Source organism: Sphingobacterium rhinopitheci (assembly GCF_022627575.1).
Lineage (GTDB): Bacteria > Bacteroidota > Bacteroidia > Sphingobacteriales > Sphingobacteriaceae > Sphingobacterium > Sphingobacterium rhinopitheci.
Genome location: NZ_JADEYQ010000002.1, coordinates 333,646 through 351,987 on the forward strand (window position 1 = coordinate 333,646; position 18,342 = coordinate 351,987).

The window sequence follows — 18,342 nt, forward strand, 5'->3', positions numbered from 1 at the left end:
CATTAATGACTTCCATCAACAATTAAAGGTGTATAGATTCTAAACTCTGTTCCTTTCCCTTCTTCAGAATCCACTTCTATACGCCCTTCCATCTGATCAACAATACTTTTACATATTGACAATCCTAAACCTGAGCCTACATCATTACAATTGACTTTGAAGAATCTATTAAATACTTCATTTTGCTTTTCAATAGGAATACCTATTCCATTATCTTTAACCGTCCACACGATAGAATCCCCATCAATCAAATAACCAACCTCGATAAATCCTGATGGTGGTGTAAATTTGCGACTGTTATTAATCATATTAGTCAACAACTGCATCATTCGCCCTTTATCTATCCATGCATATGTATCATTGTCTGGGATAATAACGTGGAGCTTAGCTTCATGTTCTACATGTGCAAAACATACATTTATCTCTTGCAAGATATTATTTAAAGATTCACGCACGGGAACCAAACTCATACTGCCGGCATCCAACTTTGACATTTCTAATAAATCCGTTATTAATCGTAATAATTGATCACTATTAGATGTGATTAACTTAGAATATTCATGTCTTAAATCAGCCTCTTCAGTCTCTGCTATCAACATTGACAACCCTATAATAGCACTTAATGGTGTACGAATCTCATGATTCATATTACATATAAAAGCTATTTTCAATTTTTCAGATTCTTCAGCAGCTTCCTTTGATTTTAGAAGTTGTTCTTGATATCTTACTTGGTCAGAAATATCATGTTGAAAAAACCATATAATTTCCTCCCCACCCCAATTTTCAAGTGTTGAGCTACAATCCATCTCGATACTATCTAATCCTGCAAAAGAATTTTTTGTACGAAAATGAAATCCACCATTTGATGATTTTAAGTTTTCTTTAAAAGTGAGCCATTTATCAGGTGTAGATAGCTCTTCTATCAAATTCATCACATTAAGTGATTCCATTTCTTGATGCGCTAGAACCCCACTCATGCGAAGCCCCGATTGATTGATAAATATTATCTCTCCATCATTTTTTGCTGCCATCACACTATATGGAGCTTTACGTATTACAGAAACTAACATTTCTAATTCATGTCTATGTTTCATGAAATCAGTAACATTCTGTGTAAACCCATTAATAAGATGATCATCTACTTGCGCATACTTTGTACTTCTCATATACTGAAAAGGAGCTCCTACTTGGCCTACGCGATATTCTATCGTTACGCTATTCTTACTTCTAGTATTTAGGAAATTTTCAACCAATACGCGATCTTCTTCATAGATAGCTTCAAGGTATAATGCCAAAGGGAATATTTCGGGGTTTAAAGAGATAGAATCTTCCAAAGAAGAGTATGCTGGATATAACAACTCACGATCATCGAGATTATAAGACCACTGTACAATTTGGGCTACTTTGCCAACTTCTAACAATGCTTTTGCAGAAGATTTAAGTCGTCCTTTCATGTTACTTCTCTTTGTTATATCTCTATATTGACATAACAAATGATCATCATCAAATTTATGAATGATCATCTTGAAATAATACATTTTATCTTCAAGAGGGAGGTCATAATTGACATTTGAAGTCACTCCAGTCTCCCGTGTATACTGCAATTCCCTCTTCAATAATTTCGCAGTCTCCAAGGGTAGAATTTTTAAAAAATCCTCCCCGACAATATCCTTTCTTTCATTCAATATAGGATTATCAGTCTTGAGTAGCAGATCTACACAACGATAATTATTATCTAATACAATCAATGTATCAGAGGTAATTTGTAAGACTTTTTGAATAATATTTTTATCACTAAGAAGACCTGCCCCCTTAGTGACATTATCTAAAATTTCCTCTTCGACTTTTCCCATACGGCAGATGTAGATTTATTTTTTAAATAAATAAGACCCTCAATAACATTAACATTCATAAACATAAAATAAAATGGTATGAAGAATACTTTTTTGATATTCTCTTCATCTCTTTTAAGATACCCTATGAAAGCGAGCAAATAAAACAAAATTTGTGCTATCAATGTGAAGATGTAAAATATAGAAACATCATGATTTTCAACCACCAAGACTATATTTATTGGTAAAAGTAAAAATAAAGCAAACGGTGTGATTGTCCACCTTAATACGCGATGAGATATATATTGAAAGCTTAATTTTCCAAACTTAAAAATATTTAACAAATTACTAAACAGTATCACTGATTGCCAGCCTCCTGCTGCTATACGAACTTTACGTTTTTTTTCTTCTTCAATGTTTAAAGATCCACGCTCTACCGCATACGCTTCTGGGGTATATGCAATACGATATCCAGATCTGGCAATACGCATAGATATTACAAAATCATCCAACAAGATATTTTCTTCCACAGGTTCAAATAGCGCTGTACGAATTGCAAAAAGCTCACCTGCTGCACCTACTGTAGTATAATATTGATTATCTAATTTCTTTAGGTAGGATTCATACTTCCAATAGAAGCCTTCACCCTTGGAAGATGTTGTGTCTTCGTCGTAGAAGGCAACTCTTTTTTCTCCAGATACACAGCCTACAGATTTAGCTTCAAATTGATTAGCAATGAGTAATAAAGCATCTTGTGAAAGTAAACAATTGGCATCAGTAAATACCACGTATTCGGTATCAATATGTACCATAGCACGATTCAAAGCTGCAGTTTTACCTAATCGCTCCGGCTTAAACAAAATATCAATATTAGAATATTCTTTAAGTATAGTATGGCTATTGTCATTACTTCCATCTATTACCCATAATATTCGTAATTTATCTGAAGGATAATTCAAACTCAAGCAATTATCCATTTTTATTGGGATAATATCTTCTTCATTATAGGCAGCAATACACAAAGTCAATACTGGCAAATTGCCAGAACTTGAATTTATTAATTGATTTTTATAGGGCCAATACTTTGAAAGTATATATATAACCAAAGCGTAGCCAACGTATGTATAGAACACCAATAAAAAACATGCCCAAAAGGCGAAATAATTCATAAGTAGTGAATAGGTCAAATATGAAAAATAGGGGAATGCTCCAACACAGGCTTTCTCCTAAAAATTTTACAAATATAAAACAAATCAAGCAGTTAGAATAGAGTATTTACGAATTAATTAATATATTAATTAATAATTTGTGACAATACAATTCCCATTTGGTTTTTCCAAGACAACTTAGTAATACTATCTCTTATTTCTGTAGCAGAGATATGCTTAGTATTCAAATAATTCAGAATACAATTAATATCAATCGTAGATTCATCCGGTGAATACTTTACAACATAGGGTTGATTATCAAAATCAGGATCAGATTCTGCATAAGCAAAGGGAATACCCCGAGCTGCATACTCTCTATTTTTCAAACTACGCATCGTTTCGACTCCTGATCTATGACGCCCTAAACTTCCTATAGCAAAGTCACATTTATCAAATACATCATTGAGCTTATTGCCAGAAAGAGCGCCATAGATAGTAACATAATCATTCAGATTATAGTCTTTAATAGCACTTTCTATTTCATTTTTCTCTCGTGTACCACTATACTCTCCGACCAAATGAAAATACACTTGCGTTGATGGATTACTCCTATAATATTCACCCAAGCCTTTCAAAAACCGATCGAAACCATGCCAAAAATGAATTTCTGCGACGCCCACTATATGTATTCCATGTGATGAAATTGGATGCTCTTTACGGATTGGAATAGTTTCAAAATCAATACCATTGGATATCTGAATAGTTTGCTGACCAAAAATGGTACTATCCGCAGAGAAAGTAACTACTGCATCAACAGATTGCATTAGCTTTTTTCTAAAAATCTTATCAACAAATAATTTAGGCTTCATCCGCCAACTTTGATACTCTTGATCATATGGAAAGGTCGGTATTTCTATTAATACTTTAGCACCTCCATTTTTTATGCCATTCACTAGTTTTATTGTAAAAGGATTAGCATTATGATAGTTTCGTATATATACCAAACCATACTGCTGACTGACAATAAAGTCTAAAAGTGCAGCAAAGTCAAATCTTTTACGAATTTTACCTACTAGGCCATTCCCTAATATTGCTACCGATCTATCTGCTACAACCCAGCTACGCATTCCATTTTTATCAATATCGTAATAAGCCAAATCTACTTGAACACCATTCTCTACTAACCCTTTTACTTGGCCTTTTATCTTTTTACTTATACCACTATGATCACTAAAGCCATGAAACATTAAAAAAAGAACCTTCATATCTATCTTGTTGGTGTTTATTTTTTCTTTAAGAACTGTAACACTTCATTTTTATAACCTCCCAAAAATATGAATATTAGCATCGCTATAAGATATATACTAGACTTCCATATTAGCGATATAAAATAATCATCTACATGAATATATACCAATAGTAAATAATATAATACAGCAAGAAAAGCACTAAAAAGTATCGGTTTAATCATCAATTTAAAAAATCGTAACGAACTAGATTTAAAAACCTTATAATAGAGAAGCCAATAAGCTTGAATAAAATTAATAGAGAATGACACCAATAAACCCAAAGCTACGGCATTCATACTTCCAAAATAATATACTCCGATCAATATAGCAGATACATTTAATATAGCAGAAAACACACCACATATAAAAAGACTACGCGTATCACCCGAAGTTTGAAAAAAAGAACCCGAAGAAGACAATACCAATTGAAGGCCAACCGAAAGACTCAGAAATTCAAATACAGGTACTGCAGCACTCCATTGACTTCCAAAGAATAAAAATATAAGCTCATCAGCGACAAAGTATAACCATATAGACATTGGAAAACCAATCAAAGCTAATAACTTAGTGATAGATTCATTCGTCCTCATTAAATAAGTTGAATCTTGTTTATGTGCACTCAACAAAGGATGAAGTACAGGTGTAATCACCTGCGTAATATTTTGTAAGGGAAGCGACATTAGTCGATAAGCCTTATCATAATAACCTAGCATCGAAGGTCCTAATACTTTACCTATTACTAAGGTGTCCATATTACGACTAAAAAAATTAATTATATTAAATAGGAATTGAAAAAGAGAATATTTGAATGTATGCGCAATAGAATCCAAGGAAAAAAAATATTGAAAAGGCAACGGAAAACGGCTGTAAGAGATTGCAAAAATCAAAATACTAGAAAGTATAGGTCCTACGATTAATGCATAGATCCCGCCATAATAAAAAGCCCAAACAACAGCTACAACACCCCCTAAAAATTGAGCTGCGAAACTCCTAATCGCTATTTGCTTAAACATCTTTTCGCGATAAAAGATGGCATTGGGAACAACTGCTGCTGTCGTAAAAAAAAGATTAATTGACATTGCCTGACATACTTGCTTTAATATAGGCTCTTTGTAATAAGCTGCTAAATATCCGCCACCAAAAAATATTAAACAGGCCAAACCAATTGCTAGATATAATGACATAGAGAACAATATACTCAATTCACTTTTCTTCAACTCTTTATATTGTATAATCGTAGTAGTCAATCCAATATCTGCGAATATAGAAAAGAAAGATATAACTACTGATGCAATAGCCACAACACCAAATTGTGCCGGAGGCATCAACCTAGCTAATACTGCTGTTACTATTAAGCCTACTACAACATTAGCATATTTGGATATTGCTGTAAAAAAAACACCCGAAATTAATTGTTTACGTAGACTCATTAAGCAGGTAGATATTTTTTTACAAGAAGAATAATATAGGTTTTTAAATCAATATAAGAAGACCACTCCTTACGTACTATACCGAATATTGAAAGACGATCTTTTAGTGACAATCTATGCGCTTTCCACAACACCGCATTGAGTGTTTTTGTTAAGTATAAATCTACAGCCTGTTTAAATGTAGGAGTATACTGAACAAGATTTTTTAGTTTTGATGCTACGACAAAATAACTATCTACATTACGCCTACTTATTGATGATGTCATAATAGAATTACTTCTCAATCGACGAATAAATAATTGCATGGGCAGATACATAACTTTATTGGCATATAAGAAAAGCGATGTTGTAAACAATTCGTCTTCATGTAATATTCCTTTTAAGAAGGAAAAATTATTTTCTTTGATATAACTATGTCTAATAAAGATTAAACAAGCTGAGGAAAAATATTCATTATTAGCTAGCAAATCACAAATAGAAGATAAACCATTACTCACCGTATCAGGTATAGTAATTGTACGCAAATACTCAAAATTAGAATTAGCGATATTTGCACCCATTTCATATTTTGTCTTGGCATCAAAAAACAAAAAATCTAATAATAAATGGTCACATTGATCCACGCATTGCGCTAATGCATTAGGAATAATTTCATCATCACTATCCAAAAAATAAATATACTCCCCTTTAGCTAAATTAAGGCCTGTATTTCTAGCCTCAGAAAGTCCCCCATTTTCTTGGCTTACGATAGTTATGCGCTTATCTAACTTCGCAAACACTTCAACAATCTGCAAACTATTATCAGTCGAGCCATCATTTACTATGATTAACTCCCAATCTACTAATGTTTGGACAAGGACACTTTCGATCGCCTCTGCTACATACTTTTCCGTATTATAAACAGGCATTATCACACTTACTTTAGGGACATTCATATTTAAACTAGCAAACAATTTTCAATTATATCATCGGATAAAAACAGTTTTAATCGTAAAAATTAAATTTGTTAGGATATTCTAAGGTTATAGTAATACTGATTTGTAAATCAACAATGTTTGAGTCGCTGTATTTCTCCATGCATAATTTTTGCTATGTACTAATCCCTGTTGGATCAAATCATTATACAATAAAGAATCATTTTCTAACAATATCATTGCCTCTGCTATACTATGAGGACTATTTGGGTCGACATAAATTACACTTTTACCTGCTACTTCAGGAATGGCAGAAGTATTTGACCCAATTACAGGTGTCCCACATGCCATTGCTTCGATTAATGGCAAGCCAAAACTTTCACGAAGCGAAGTATATAAAAAAGCAAAAGCATTAGCGTAGCATTGTGGTAGTTGATCATGACTTATATAGCCGGTAATAGTAAGATAAGGACGGATAGAAGAAATATTTAATTCTTCCAAAAGCTTATCTAAAGCGTTTAAATCAGTATCTAAGAGGAGTAAATTTCTTTTCACCATACTTACCTCTAGATATTGCGCAAAACCAAGCAAAGTATTACGCATATTTTTCTTTGGATCAGTATTACCTAAAAATAGCCAATAACTGCCTTTTAATAAATCTTGAAATGTTTCATTAGCTCCTGGCAAAGGTGGTACAAATTCTTTTCCTACACCATTATATATGGCGTGTGTAATATGCTCCAAATTAGGGTAACGTGCTAAAATATTAACTTTTTCAAAATTAGAAACGGTAATAATTTGACGTACTTTCTTAAGGATAAATGGCACAACAAACCTTCTATATATTCGTCCTAACTTTTGATAAGTTGAGGCATTATTCCCCATTTTATCCTCCATAAATATAATATCATGAAGAGTTAATACGAGGGGAGTTTTTATCAATATAGGAGCCGTATTAGAAGTACAATGCAATAAATCTGCTTTGTATTTGGTCAACAATCTTGGCAATAGAATCTGCTCCCAAACCATATAATTTGTACTTCTTAAAACTTCAATTTTAAAATTATCCGTTTCCGTCAGGCAAATGTCCTCACCAGGACCAACAGCTATTATATAGCTATTATGAGTATCTATTTTTTGAAGCTCACGTATTAGCTCTAAAGCCACAAAATCCATCCCATGTTTCTTACGTCGGAATATCCGTTGTGCTTCAATTACTATGGTCTTCTTCATTTCCATGTGTTGTATGTATAAAGGTAGTTCTAGCAGATTTCAGACCTATAAAACTACGTAAAATAGCGATTAGTATTGATGGTAATTTAAATAACACAACAAAAGTTCGTTTACTATAATATTTATTAGGTAGCGCTAGCAAAAGAGCTATCAAAAATAGGCTGTAAACAATAATCCACTTGCCAAAGCTACATGATAAAACAATACAAAAAATTAAAATACAGAGAGGCCCCCAAGCTAGTAGTAATATGCGCGGTGGCATAGACCACTGGATCAACTTTCCAAGCATTGGCCAATTATGGTCCTTCATTAATTGAAAAAACTCTTTACTTAATTTCAGAAAAATATCAACTTGAGCTGCTATCCAACGTTTACGTTGATTGGATAAATCAGAACTCTTATTAACTTTTTCATCATATACATAGACATCATCTAGGTAAGTCGTATATACCTTATCTTTTAACAGATAATACTCTAATTCTTTATCTTCTCCTACAGAGTCAATCTTAGCGATTGTCTTTTGAAACCATTCTCTTTCGAAGGCCATCCCTGAACCAGATAAAGCTGCTGGAAAGCCTAAATTATTATGTCCTTGGCGAAATATTGAATTATTTATATCTTCACTTAATCCATCTAAATAAGCCGTATCAGAATTTTGATTTTTGGCTACGCGTCGTACTTGGATTACTTTATTGCCACCCGCATAAACTTCATTGATACGACTCAAGAAGTCAACATCCACATGATTATCAGCATCTAAAACAACTACAGCATCGTAATCATTGATAAAACTTTGAGACATTACTAATTTGATGGCAGCAGCTTTAGAACGCTTAGTATAATTTGGGATCAAAACTTCGGCTTGCAAATTATGTAGTGACAATAAGGTATTATCTTTTAAGGTATCCGCCACTACGACTACTTTATAATGTGTATTTGGATATCCCTGTTTTAAAAATCCTCTAACACTCCCCGCTATAACAGCATCTTCTCGATATGCTGGAAAAATCACTAAATAACGATAGTTCTTTTCATTAGTTACTTTTATTTTTTTATTAGGCAATCGATATCCAACTGCATAAATAAAATAATAAATAACCCATATAACAAAGGGGATATAAATTATCAATTCAATAATAAATACTAACAAATCTATCATACTATACATTTCTTTGAGCAAACATCCAACAAGTTGCATCTATCATACCTTTACACATAGCTTTACTATTGCGCCACAAACCTTTAACCATCAGTAAAAGGGAATGAATAAATGTCACAAAAATGAGGTAAATTATAGATGCTATACGCGTAAAACCTTGTCGATTTCTAAAAGCATAAATCAAACGGTTACGAGACAAATAATAAGTCTTAAAGGGCGAATTCATCCCTGTTGAGGCACTTTCTTTATGTCGAATATAGGCATTGGGGTAATAGTACAAATGATATTTTTGAGTAATACTATAGCACCAATCTAATTCTTCATAATATAAAAAATAGAGCTCCGGCATAGGACCTATTTCTTTGATTACATGATTTGGTATAAGCATAGCTGCTCCATGTAAATAAGGAACAGAAGTGATCTCCTGGTATTGACCTTGATCAACTTCTTGATACCCAATCTGGCGATTTCTTATCGTTATAGGACTGAGGTCAGTACATCCTGCAAATTGTATTAAATTAGGCTCATCTACATACATCAACTTAGGACTCAATCCGCCAACAGTTGGATTATTATCCAAAAAAGATAACATATCTTTTAATTGTTGATCTGCATCAATAGGTAAAAGCGTATCATTATTAATAAAATAAAAATATTCAGCATCAACAAGTGGCAGAGCCAAATTATTACCACCTGCAAAACCTAAATTATCAGCACTGCGTAAACCAACAATAGTTGGAAATTCCGCCTTTAAAATTTCCCATTCGTTTTGTTTAGAGCCATTATCAATGACGACAACAACATACTCCATACTCAACTGTGCTCGCTCTACACTCGCAAGGAAATCTTTTGTATCCGCTATACCATTATAATTTACAGTTACAAAGGCTAATTTATAGGGTTCTTTAGGCATTTAAAACTTTTTTGTCAAGATGAGGACTAATCATAATCAATCCAATTAATATATATACCGTTTGTCCTGTTGGCATTTGATGAAGTACTTCATTAGCATAGCCTGCCACGAGTATACCTGCTAGTCCTGCGGTACAAGATGCCGTAATACTAAGAACCTCGGGGCTTTTCAACACAAACCAAATATAATAAACCCCATAGCCTAGCACGACAAAAAATATAAGTAAATAAAATATCAGGCCTACGATACCCGTTTCTACCCAGACAAATACTAATGAAGAATCTGTCGCTATCCCATAAATCAAGTTCCCATCCTGTGCATTTTTTGCTGATCCCATTCCGATTCCAAAGGGATAATATTGCATAAATGAGCGCATTTTCTGCTGATTAATAAGACGTACATTAAAAGAAGCATCTTCGGTTAAGTTAAAAGCAGTTCGCATACGTCTTATATCAGAATTACTATTTCCAATAGTTGTAAAGTTAAAAAAGGTGAACGCAAATGCTAAGATGACGAAACCTGAAATAATCAACCTCCATTCCTTTACTAATACTACCCACACAGCGAAACCTATAAAAGGCACCGCCATTGCTGCTCTAGTTCCTGATATTAAAAATCCATAAATAGAAAACAAAATAACAAAAACAAAAAATATTCGCTTAGCAAGACTTTTCTCATTGACGGCTAAAATAGTGAACATAACCATCGACAGCCCCATATTACATCCGTAATTCGCTGCGTCTGTATAAAAAGAAAAATACCGAATTCCGGAATGGATAATATGTGTTCTCCCACTTCCTGCATCTAACCAGGCCATTTCTGCAGCATCAAAACCAAATAACTTTTGACCAAATGCTTTTATAGTTGCTAAAATTACAAGTACACCCCAAAAAATAAAAAACTTATTTATTCTTTTTAAATCATTTAAAACAAAAAAAACAAGAATTTGAAATGCGACTATATGTACGCCAATGTTACGAACACTAGTTGTCCAATTTGAAAACGTCGCCATCGGATTTATCACCTGTATTAGGCAATACCCCATCCAGCCAAAAGATAATAAAAGTACTGGTGTAAAATACAGAGGACCGATTTTGGTATTTCCCCATAAATGTTGCAATAATATCACTACAAAATTAAAAAGCAGCAAAATATCTATGATAAGGCCCGGAGGGACCAAAAGGTCTGAATAACGAACAGCGCCTAACACTACAAACGATGCAAGATACAATACCAAAAAGGTGATAAAAGGAGATTGAAGACAAATTATAAAAAAAACAATCAATAATGGTACTGAATATAATAAGAAGCCGATACCAACCCCCTTACTAATTGAAAGTATTAGGCTTAGCAAAGCTAAGCCAGCCAATAAAACTACTAAACCTGTTTTTTTTAATAATTCCTTATTATCCACTGCCCTATCTATAATTAATTTCTAGATGTCAATCCAAAATTAGATAAACGATAGCCCATTTTACGCAAAAATGTATATGGTGGCAATAATCCTGTAAACTCTTCAATAACATCTTTTTTAGCACCAACAAGACATACAAACACTTGTTTTTCAGCTAATCTTTCTACCAAACTATTCAATAATATTTCGTCCTCTGTATTAAATAGTGTGTCCGTATCCAATAGTACTAAGGTTGCTATAGATTCATTCAAATATGAAGTTGGAATTAGAGTTTCTGATAAAGGAGCATGTTGTACAATTGCTATATCATTTCCTAACAATTGTGTCTTCCATTCTTGGCCAATTAGATATTCACGCGACCCAGATATAAAATCTGTACCTTCATACATAGACTTAACTTTAATTCCCTGATTGGCCCAGTAGTTACTCAATAATTTAACGATATTATTTTCACTTCTAATGGGTACTAAAGGAATTATATTTATAAGATTCCAAGATTGATTAATATGCATCAAACTATAAAGATTGTTGGCAACAACATGGATTATTTTCTGCTCAACTAAATCTCTATTTTTAATAACATTAGCATTTGGAAAAGCTCCAATAACCCTCAATTTAGTAAGTCTCTCGGTTCTCAGTTTATCTCTTAATGTACGATCCAAAAGTTCGACCAAAAGGAAAAATCCAAACAACAATAATATTGTACCAAAATAAGAGCCTAATACTATTACCTTACGATGTGATGGTAATGAATTTAAAGGAAAATTTGGTGGATTTATCACTTTTAAAACCGCAGAATTCATCTCCAAACTTTTCAACCTTAATCGTGCTTGATTTAAGCTCGACAAAATAGATAGGTAAGATTGTTCTGTAAAGTTAATACTCCTTTCTTTACGCTTCAAAACAGAGCCAATCGGGGAGTATTTAATATATTTTTGATCCAATTCGGCTTCAAAATCTCGAATTACTTTTACGTCAGCTTCAGCCCTTTTTAATTTTACTAGTTCATCAATCCATTGAATCACAAAACTACTATTGGGATATCCCTGAGCTGTATACTTCTCTGCAATATACTGATCTGTAAAGCCTTTAAGATCTTCTTCAAAATTTTTAAGATCCTTATTTAGGTTTGACAAATATTTTTCTTTGTTAATACCTACAGAATCTACACCTTTTGTTTTGGCCTTTGATATATCATAATTTACATCAGAAATACGATTAAGTCGATTAAGAAAATCAGTATTATTTTTTAATGATTTCAAATTACCATCCAATCGTCCTTCCAGTTCTGTTAAAGCAGCCTGTGTATTATAATAGGTAAAAAACACCTCTTGAGCACGAAGAGAGAACTCTTTATCTAAGAGTGCAATAGCCTCTGTTTGTTTATCGTAATTAATAACTCTATTGTCTAAGTTATAAAGGGTCAATGAATCTTCTTGCAATCGCAATTCTTTACCAATCCTATCTAACTCATTTTCAAAATATTTAATTACATTATGTGTATTACTGAATTGCAGATCACGATATTCATCACTAAAAATCTCGCTAAGTACCACCAGAGTTTGATATGTTATACCAGGATCATTAGTTTCATAATTTACTACAAGAATATCGGTATTGTCTAATCTTTTAATCTTTAAATTATCTTTCAACGAACTATAACTAAAATAGGGATGATTCCAGTTCATCAGTCCATAGACAAAATTATCCCGAGTTGGCTTTTCATAATTCAATAAATTCTCAACAGTAATATCCTCAGATTTCTTATCAATTAATTTACGTACTTCAATTGGCGTTATATCTAATAATTCTTTGTAATGTTTGGATTCAATATATGTATTATTTTCATCGAGACTACCGTGGATCATTAAGCGAGCATACAGACGGATAGCAAGCTTACGCAATGTCTCCTTAGACTGAATAGTATTAATAATATTTTGGATAGAATTATTAAGCATATTCCAATCTTGCTTTCCAGCAGACTGCCCTGGATCATAATTAGAAATAACCCCAGTATATATGGTTATATCAGAATTATACCGCTGATTAAGATTTTGGGTCATTAATACAGCTATTAAAGCTATCCCAGCTGGAAGAAATATAAACCACCATTTAAGACGTAAAAACCAACGAATAATTAACTGAAGTATATTCATTATATTTATTTAGAGATAATTTTTGTACTACTTAGGATTTCTAATTTGAATAACTCATTCAACATATCAAATTCATTTGCACGTAGACGTTCAAAGGCTTCTGTCTCTTGTTTCTTTGCTATATTAAGCTCCGAAACAGTACTACTACCAATTTTAAAATGTCCCTCTACCATTTGAAAATTCCCATTAGCGATAGAATATTCTTCTACTCTTTTATGTAGTGTTGATGTAAATAATTTAACCTTCATATAAGATTCAGAAATACTAATACATAACTGATCATGAAAATTTTTCATTTCAAGTTCGGATATTTTACCCTCCAATTTAACTCGCTTAATCTTGTTCTTTCGATCAAAAATATCGTCAAGTGGAATATTTACACCCGCTGTACCATACCATGTATTTTGAACCTGACCCGTTGATTGAAAAAACAAAGGTGTATATTCATTGGTAAAAGCAGAATTTAAAGATATATTTCCATATTGATAAGAACCTCCTACTTTAAAATATTTCAACCAACTTCTCTGTTCAGTAGTTAATAATAGCTCTTGAGATTCAAGCCTAGATTTCAACATTTCTACACCAGGATTATTCTTAGCATTCTCAAATAGTGTTTCTAGGGGAGGTAACTGGACTTCACCTAAATCTGGAATTCCATTCCTATCTTCTTGTGCCAATAAAACAGCAGGGATTAGGATAAGGTAAACGAGTAAAAAATGCTTAATTAATGATTTAGTGAAATTATACATCAGCTTTTTGAATAAATGCAGTAAAAGTCTTTAACATGATTTTGAAATCCATTTTTAAACTATAATTTTTAGCATAAGTAACATCCAACCTAATACGTTCTTCGTCCGACATACTACCATTATCTCCTCGTTTTTCTACTTGCCATAACCCTGTTATACCAGCAGGAGCTATAAAACGCTCTATACCAGCATCTGTAGTTAGCATTTCGGCTTCATATAATGGTAAAGGCCTATTACCTACAATAGACATGTCTCCCTTTAATACATTGAACAGTTGTGGTAATTCATCTAGACTATATTTACGAATAAATCGACCTACCTTGGTAACTCGAGGATCCTTTTCTAATTTAAAAAAAGTAGCACTCTTTTCTCTTTCAAATTCCGTCTCGCGAGTAATTAAATCATCATCGATTAAAACATCTCTTAGGTTATCATCATTGAGATCGTGTAAATCAACTTCATAATTAGATACTATAGATGTTTTAACTTCAGGTTTAATTATTGTCTTATTAGCATATTGATTCAGGGCCATATAATCTTTTAATCGTTTATCAGCATCGCTGAACATAGATCTAAACTTATAGAAATCAAATATATTATAATGAGAACCTACACGCTTTGATTTATAGATTGCGGCACCTTTACTCTCCAGTTTTATAAAAATATAAACTAAAATAAAAATAGGAGAAAAGCATAATATTAAAAAAGAAGATACTAATATATCGAAAATACGTTTGGCAATTGGAATTTTAACTCTTGATTTACGTTCAGGTTTAGATTGACTCAATGGTACGGTTTGACTTATGGCTTCCAAATACAAAATTAAATTGCTTTTAAATATTCGAAAATCCTCTTCTGAAGGTTGCTTCAACATAGCATTTGTAACACCTACTTTAAGATAATCATATTTTTCTTGTGTTGTTAGCCCATCATGAACCAAACAAACGTATAATTTATCGCTAGTGTACTTATTCAAAAGACTTAATGTTTTTAAATCTTTTGCTGTATCATCACTTTTTTGATAAAATACAACAGTCATTTTTTGACCACTATTTGTATTTAGTTGATTACTTAGTCCCTGAAAATCTATACAAAGATGCAAAGATCTATTAAATACATTTTGTAATTGATGGCTAAAATAATCAAATGTTACTAGGCAGTCACCAAAATAAATGTAGTTACAATATCCGTAGGTCATTTCAATATTTTCTTAATTCGAAGTTTAAGTTCTAATGGGTTAAAAGGTTTTAGGACAAAATCTTCAGCTCCAGCTTCTAGAAGTTGAATTCGTAATGACGACTTATCTTCTCCAGAGAGAAACATAACTGGTATATCTTTTAAGAGCTCATTTTGTTTGAGCATTAATAAAAAATCATATCCATTGATCTCTGGCATAGTATAATCTGATATAAGGAGATCCGCATGTTTCCCCTCACCTAACCAATTATAGGCAGTCAATGCATTATCAAAACACTGAAAATCGTATTCAGAATTTAAATATAGGGATAATAGCTGACCTATAGCAGGTTTATCATCAATAATTACAACTTTTTTTTTCATAGGAATACTAATGAGTTTTTCGGCTAAAAGCTATGCCGAGAAACATTTATTTGAGCAAAAATAATACTCCTAATCCATAATAATAGAAATAGGAGTATTAAATTTTAAATTGTTATTAAAGTTTCTTTAGTTTAAAAACCAATCTTGGTGAGTAGTTCCACCGCTAATTACCCAATTAATAAAATTAGGATAAGCCACCTTTATATTTTGTGTTTCATTAGGATAAACAAATTCACCTGGTGTACGAACTGCAAATGGCTCGTTAAATAATGTTTTAAACATATCCGTAGCATCCAATTCACTTGCTAATCCTTGATGCTCAAGATTACTACGTGATTTGATCTTATCCGTACCAGCAGATCCCACCATGTGTACTTCGTATCTATTACCTTGTTTCACATTATCATAATAAGTGATGAAAGGATTTATATCATCATAACAAAAGTTTGATATTGGGCTATTAAATTCCACTACAACCTCTGTTTCAAATGGTTGATAAGCATTGTTTTTAGTACTTACAAAAGTAGGAGCTAACACACCAAACGCTGCATGTGCATCATCAACAATAGTCAATACTGGTTTAGATTGTCCTTGTTCAAGACCACTAGAACCCAAAGGTAGTACAGCACCTACAACGCTTCCATCAGTATAATCTACATCTTTAATATCGCTGACCGCTACTTTCTCTAATTGAATAGCAGCTGCTAAATTTTTCGAAGCTCCTACAGAGATTACTTTATTTTTGATAACTACTTTTTCAACTTTGTTTTCTGCATTTTGATATTTTACGATCTGCACTACAACTACGAAGTCATTCATATCATAATCACGCTTGGTCGTAGGCCAGTTATCCTCAAAAGAATAAGTATACGGACTTAATTCCACTATTGTCAATGGAGGAGGTTCAACTGGAGGATTTGGAACATTTGGCACAGAACCACCACCATTACATCCCTCTTCAACAATAATTTTGAAATCATCACAACGATCATGCTTTTTAACTTGTGGTCCACAATAGTAATTTGTATTATATCTACCATTTGTATCGTGTTCATCACAAGCAACATTTAAGTTACCACGGTAATCAACACCACGTTTTCCATTTTTACTTTTCGCTGTAACTTTCTTCATGGAAGCTAATGCTTTTTTCTTTGAAGAACCTTTACCTACTACACTATTAACTCTTTTTGAAGAGTGCTCAAATTCAACATGACCATCAGCACGGAAAACAGCAGCTTCGTCTAATTCAAATGTTGCACCTTTTGCATTTGCATTTAGTACCGTCAAATTAACTCCTCTAGCTACATATATAACAGATCCATCGACAAACAGCTTAGTCGTAACAGTCATATTACAGAAAACATCAAGTCTAGAATCTACAAACGAAGCAGTACCAATAGTCATTCTATCGTTATTGATAACGATACCATTACTCTTAACATCTAAACTATTGATTTTTGCTTTTTCATTATTAGTAAATGTACCACCTACAATCTCTAAAGTACCATCGATTTTTAATCCATAAGTATTTACACTTTGAGTAGTTACACCACCGAAATTAGTAAGTTTAGCACCTGCAGAAAGCGTAATTTTATTTCCTGCAGCATTTTTAAGTTGACCACCTGGCATGATAACAATTTCTACTCCAGCTGGAATAACAACATTACCTGCAGAAAGATCCCAAGTTCCTTTCACATACAACTTATTACCTGCTGTTAATCCACTAGCATTAGTCACTGTTGCATTCTCTAATATAACATAAACACCATTAGGCACTATATTAGAAGCATTAACATTACCGTCATACACTATAGAAGTTTCAGGTATAGCAGCAGGAGCAACAACAGATACAACATTAGTAGGTCTGCTAGATGTAGAAGCTAATAAGTTCAAGTCTTTAAAACCTACAGAGGCAGCTTTTTCAATAGCTCCTACAGTACTAACTGTATTACCATTGACACCTACCATAAAATAAGATACTAACCCAGTTGGCGACGTTTGTTTTACAAACACGTTTTCTAAAACACTAGGGATAGTCGCTTTAGTCACTAGATCTTTACCTTTTTTTGCTAAACCGGCAGCCAACAACATAGAACCTTCTGTATCAGGCTCACTATCATACACTTCCAATTTATAAGAGTATTTACCTTCAAAGTCATCATCGACAGCAATATGGATATCAACAGCTTTTGCTGTAGACCAATTAAAACTATCAGAAATAACACCATTAGGTAATAATTTTGACGACTCATCACTCGGAGTCGGAGCATACAAGTCTTCTACTTTAGAACAACTTGAGGTAGCAAACACAAAACCACAGGCAATTAAAAGCAACGGGTTAAGATGTTTAAATAACATTAATTTCATAATTTAATAGATAGATGTAAACTTATTATTGTAACATAGTATAATCCCCATATAAGCTACAATTCAGTATTGCAAATATATCAGTTTAGGCATTACTTCTCAATCACTAGAGACTGAAACCTATAAGAATATAATATTTTGTAGAGCTTCAACTACAATAGATAGCGACAATGCTCTA

Annotated in this window: 14 protein-coding genes; all 14 read right to left on the reverse strand. The window is 32.8% G+C overall.

Translation table 11 applies throughout. From position 1 onward, the window contains the following. Nucleotides 1-2: 2 nt before the first annotated feature. Nucleotides 3-1,853: a PAS domain-containing sensor histidine kinase gene (locus IP023_RS04105; protein ID WP_241788979.1), complete on the reverse strand. Its 1,851-nt coding sequence runs from the start codon at nucleotides 1,851-1,853 to the stop codon at nucleotides 3-5. Further along, nucleotides 1,826-3,001 (reverse strand): glycosyltransferase family 2 protein, encoded by a 1,176-nt coding sequence (locus tag IP023_RS04110; RefSeq protein WP_241788980.1) that lies wholly within the window; start codon nucleotides 2,999-3,001, stop codon nucleotides 1,826-1,828. Before IP023_RS04110 ends, IP023_RS04105 begins: the two co-directional genes overlap by 28 nt. Before the next feature lie 125 nt (nucleotides 3,002-3,126). Further along, the gene (locus IP023_RS04115) at nucleotides 3,127-4,245 is read right to left on the reverse strand and encodes a glycosyltransferase family protein (RefSeq protein WP_241788981.1); all 1,119 of its coding nucleotides are present in this window, start codon (nucleotides 4,243-4,245) and stop codon (nucleotides 3,127-3,129) included. 17 nt (nucleotides 4,246-4,262) lie between these two features. Continuing rightward, nucleotides 4,263-5,699, reverse strand: coding sequence for a lipopolysaccharide biosynthesis protein (locus tag IP023_RS04120; RefSeq protein WP_241788982.1), 1,437 nt, complete (start codon nucleotides 5,697-5,699; stop codon nucleotides 4,263-4,265). Next, nucleotides 5,699-6,634 (reverse strand): glycosyltransferase family 2 protein, encoded by a 936-nt coding sequence (locus IP023_RS04125; protein ID WP_241788983.1) that lies wholly within the window; start codon nucleotides 6,632-6,634, stop codon nucleotides 5,699-5,701. Before IP023_RS04125 ends, IP023_RS04120 begins: the two co-directional genes overlap by 1 nt. An 87-nt stretch (nucleotides 6,635-6,721) precedes the next feature. Next, complete coding sequence (locus IP023_RS04130) at nucleotides 6,722-7,846, reverse strand: glycosyltransferase family 4 protein (protein ID WP_241788984.1); 1,125 nt, start codon at nucleotides 7,844-7,846, stop codon at nucleotides 6,722-6,724. Next, nucleotides 7,824-9,005, reverse strand: a complete 1,182-nt coding sequence (locus tag IP023_RS04135; RefSeq protein WP_241788985.1) for a glycosyltransferase family 2 protein — start codon at nucleotides 9,003-9,005, stop codon at nucleotides 7,824-7,826. The genes IP023_RS04130 and IP023_RS04135 overlap by 23 nt, the downstream gene beginning before the upstream one ends. Nucleotide 9,006: 1 nt before the next feature. Beyond that, nucleotides 9,007-9,918 (reverse strand): glycosyltransferase family 2 protein, encoded by a 912-nt coding sequence (locus IP023_RS04140; RefSeq protein ID WP_241788986.1) that lies wholly within the window; start codon nucleotides 9,916-9,918, stop codon nucleotides 9,007-9,009. Next, nucleotides 9,911-11,332, reverse strand: a complete 1,422-nt coding sequence (locus tag IP023_RS15880; RefSeq protein WP_241788987.1) for an O-antigen ligase family protein — start codon at nucleotides 11,330-11,332, stop codon at nucleotides 9,911-9,913. Before IP023_RS15880 ends, IP023_RS04140 begins: the two co-directional genes overlap by 8 nt. A gap of 14 nt (nucleotides 11,333-11,346) precedes the next feature. After that, nucleotides 11,347-13,488 (reverse strand): GumC domain-containing protein, encoded by a 2,142-nt coding sequence (locus tag IP023_RS04150; protein ID WP_241788988.1) that lies wholly within the window; start codon nucleotides 13,486-13,488, stop codon nucleotides 11,347-11,349. Nucleotides 13,489-13,493: 5 nt separating this feature from the next. Further along, nucleotides 13,494-14,237: a TolC family protein gene (locus IP023_RS04155; RefSeq protein WP_241788989.1), complete on the reverse strand. Its 744-nt coding sequence runs from the start codon at nucleotides 14,235-14,237 to the stop codon at nucleotides 13,494-13,496. After that, complete coding sequence (locus IP023_RS04160; protein WP_394801843.1) at nucleotides 14,230-15,276, reverse strand: sugar transferase; 1,047 nt, start codon at nucleotides 15,274-15,276, stop codon at nucleotides 14,230-14,232. Before IP023_RS04160 ends, IP023_RS04155 begins: the two co-directional genes overlap by 8 nt. A gap of 155 nt (nucleotides 15,277-15,431) precedes the next feature. Further along, nucleotides 15,432-15,797 carry a response regulator gene (locus IP023_RS04165; RefSeq protein ID WP_241788990.1) on the reverse strand — a complete coding sequence of 122 codons (366 nt, stop codon included), beginning with the start codon at nucleotides 15,795-15,797 and terminating at the stop codon, nucleotides 15,432-15,434. Between the two features lie 126 nt (nucleotides 15,798-15,923). Continuing rightward, the gene (locus IP023_RS04170) at nucleotides 15,924-18,164 is read right to left on the reverse strand and encodes an LruC domain-containing protein (protein WP_241788991.1); all 2,241 of its coding nucleotides are present in this window, start codon (nucleotides 18,162-18,164) and stop codon (nucleotides 15,924-15,926) included. Nucleotides 18,165-18,342: the final 178 nt, after the last annotated feature.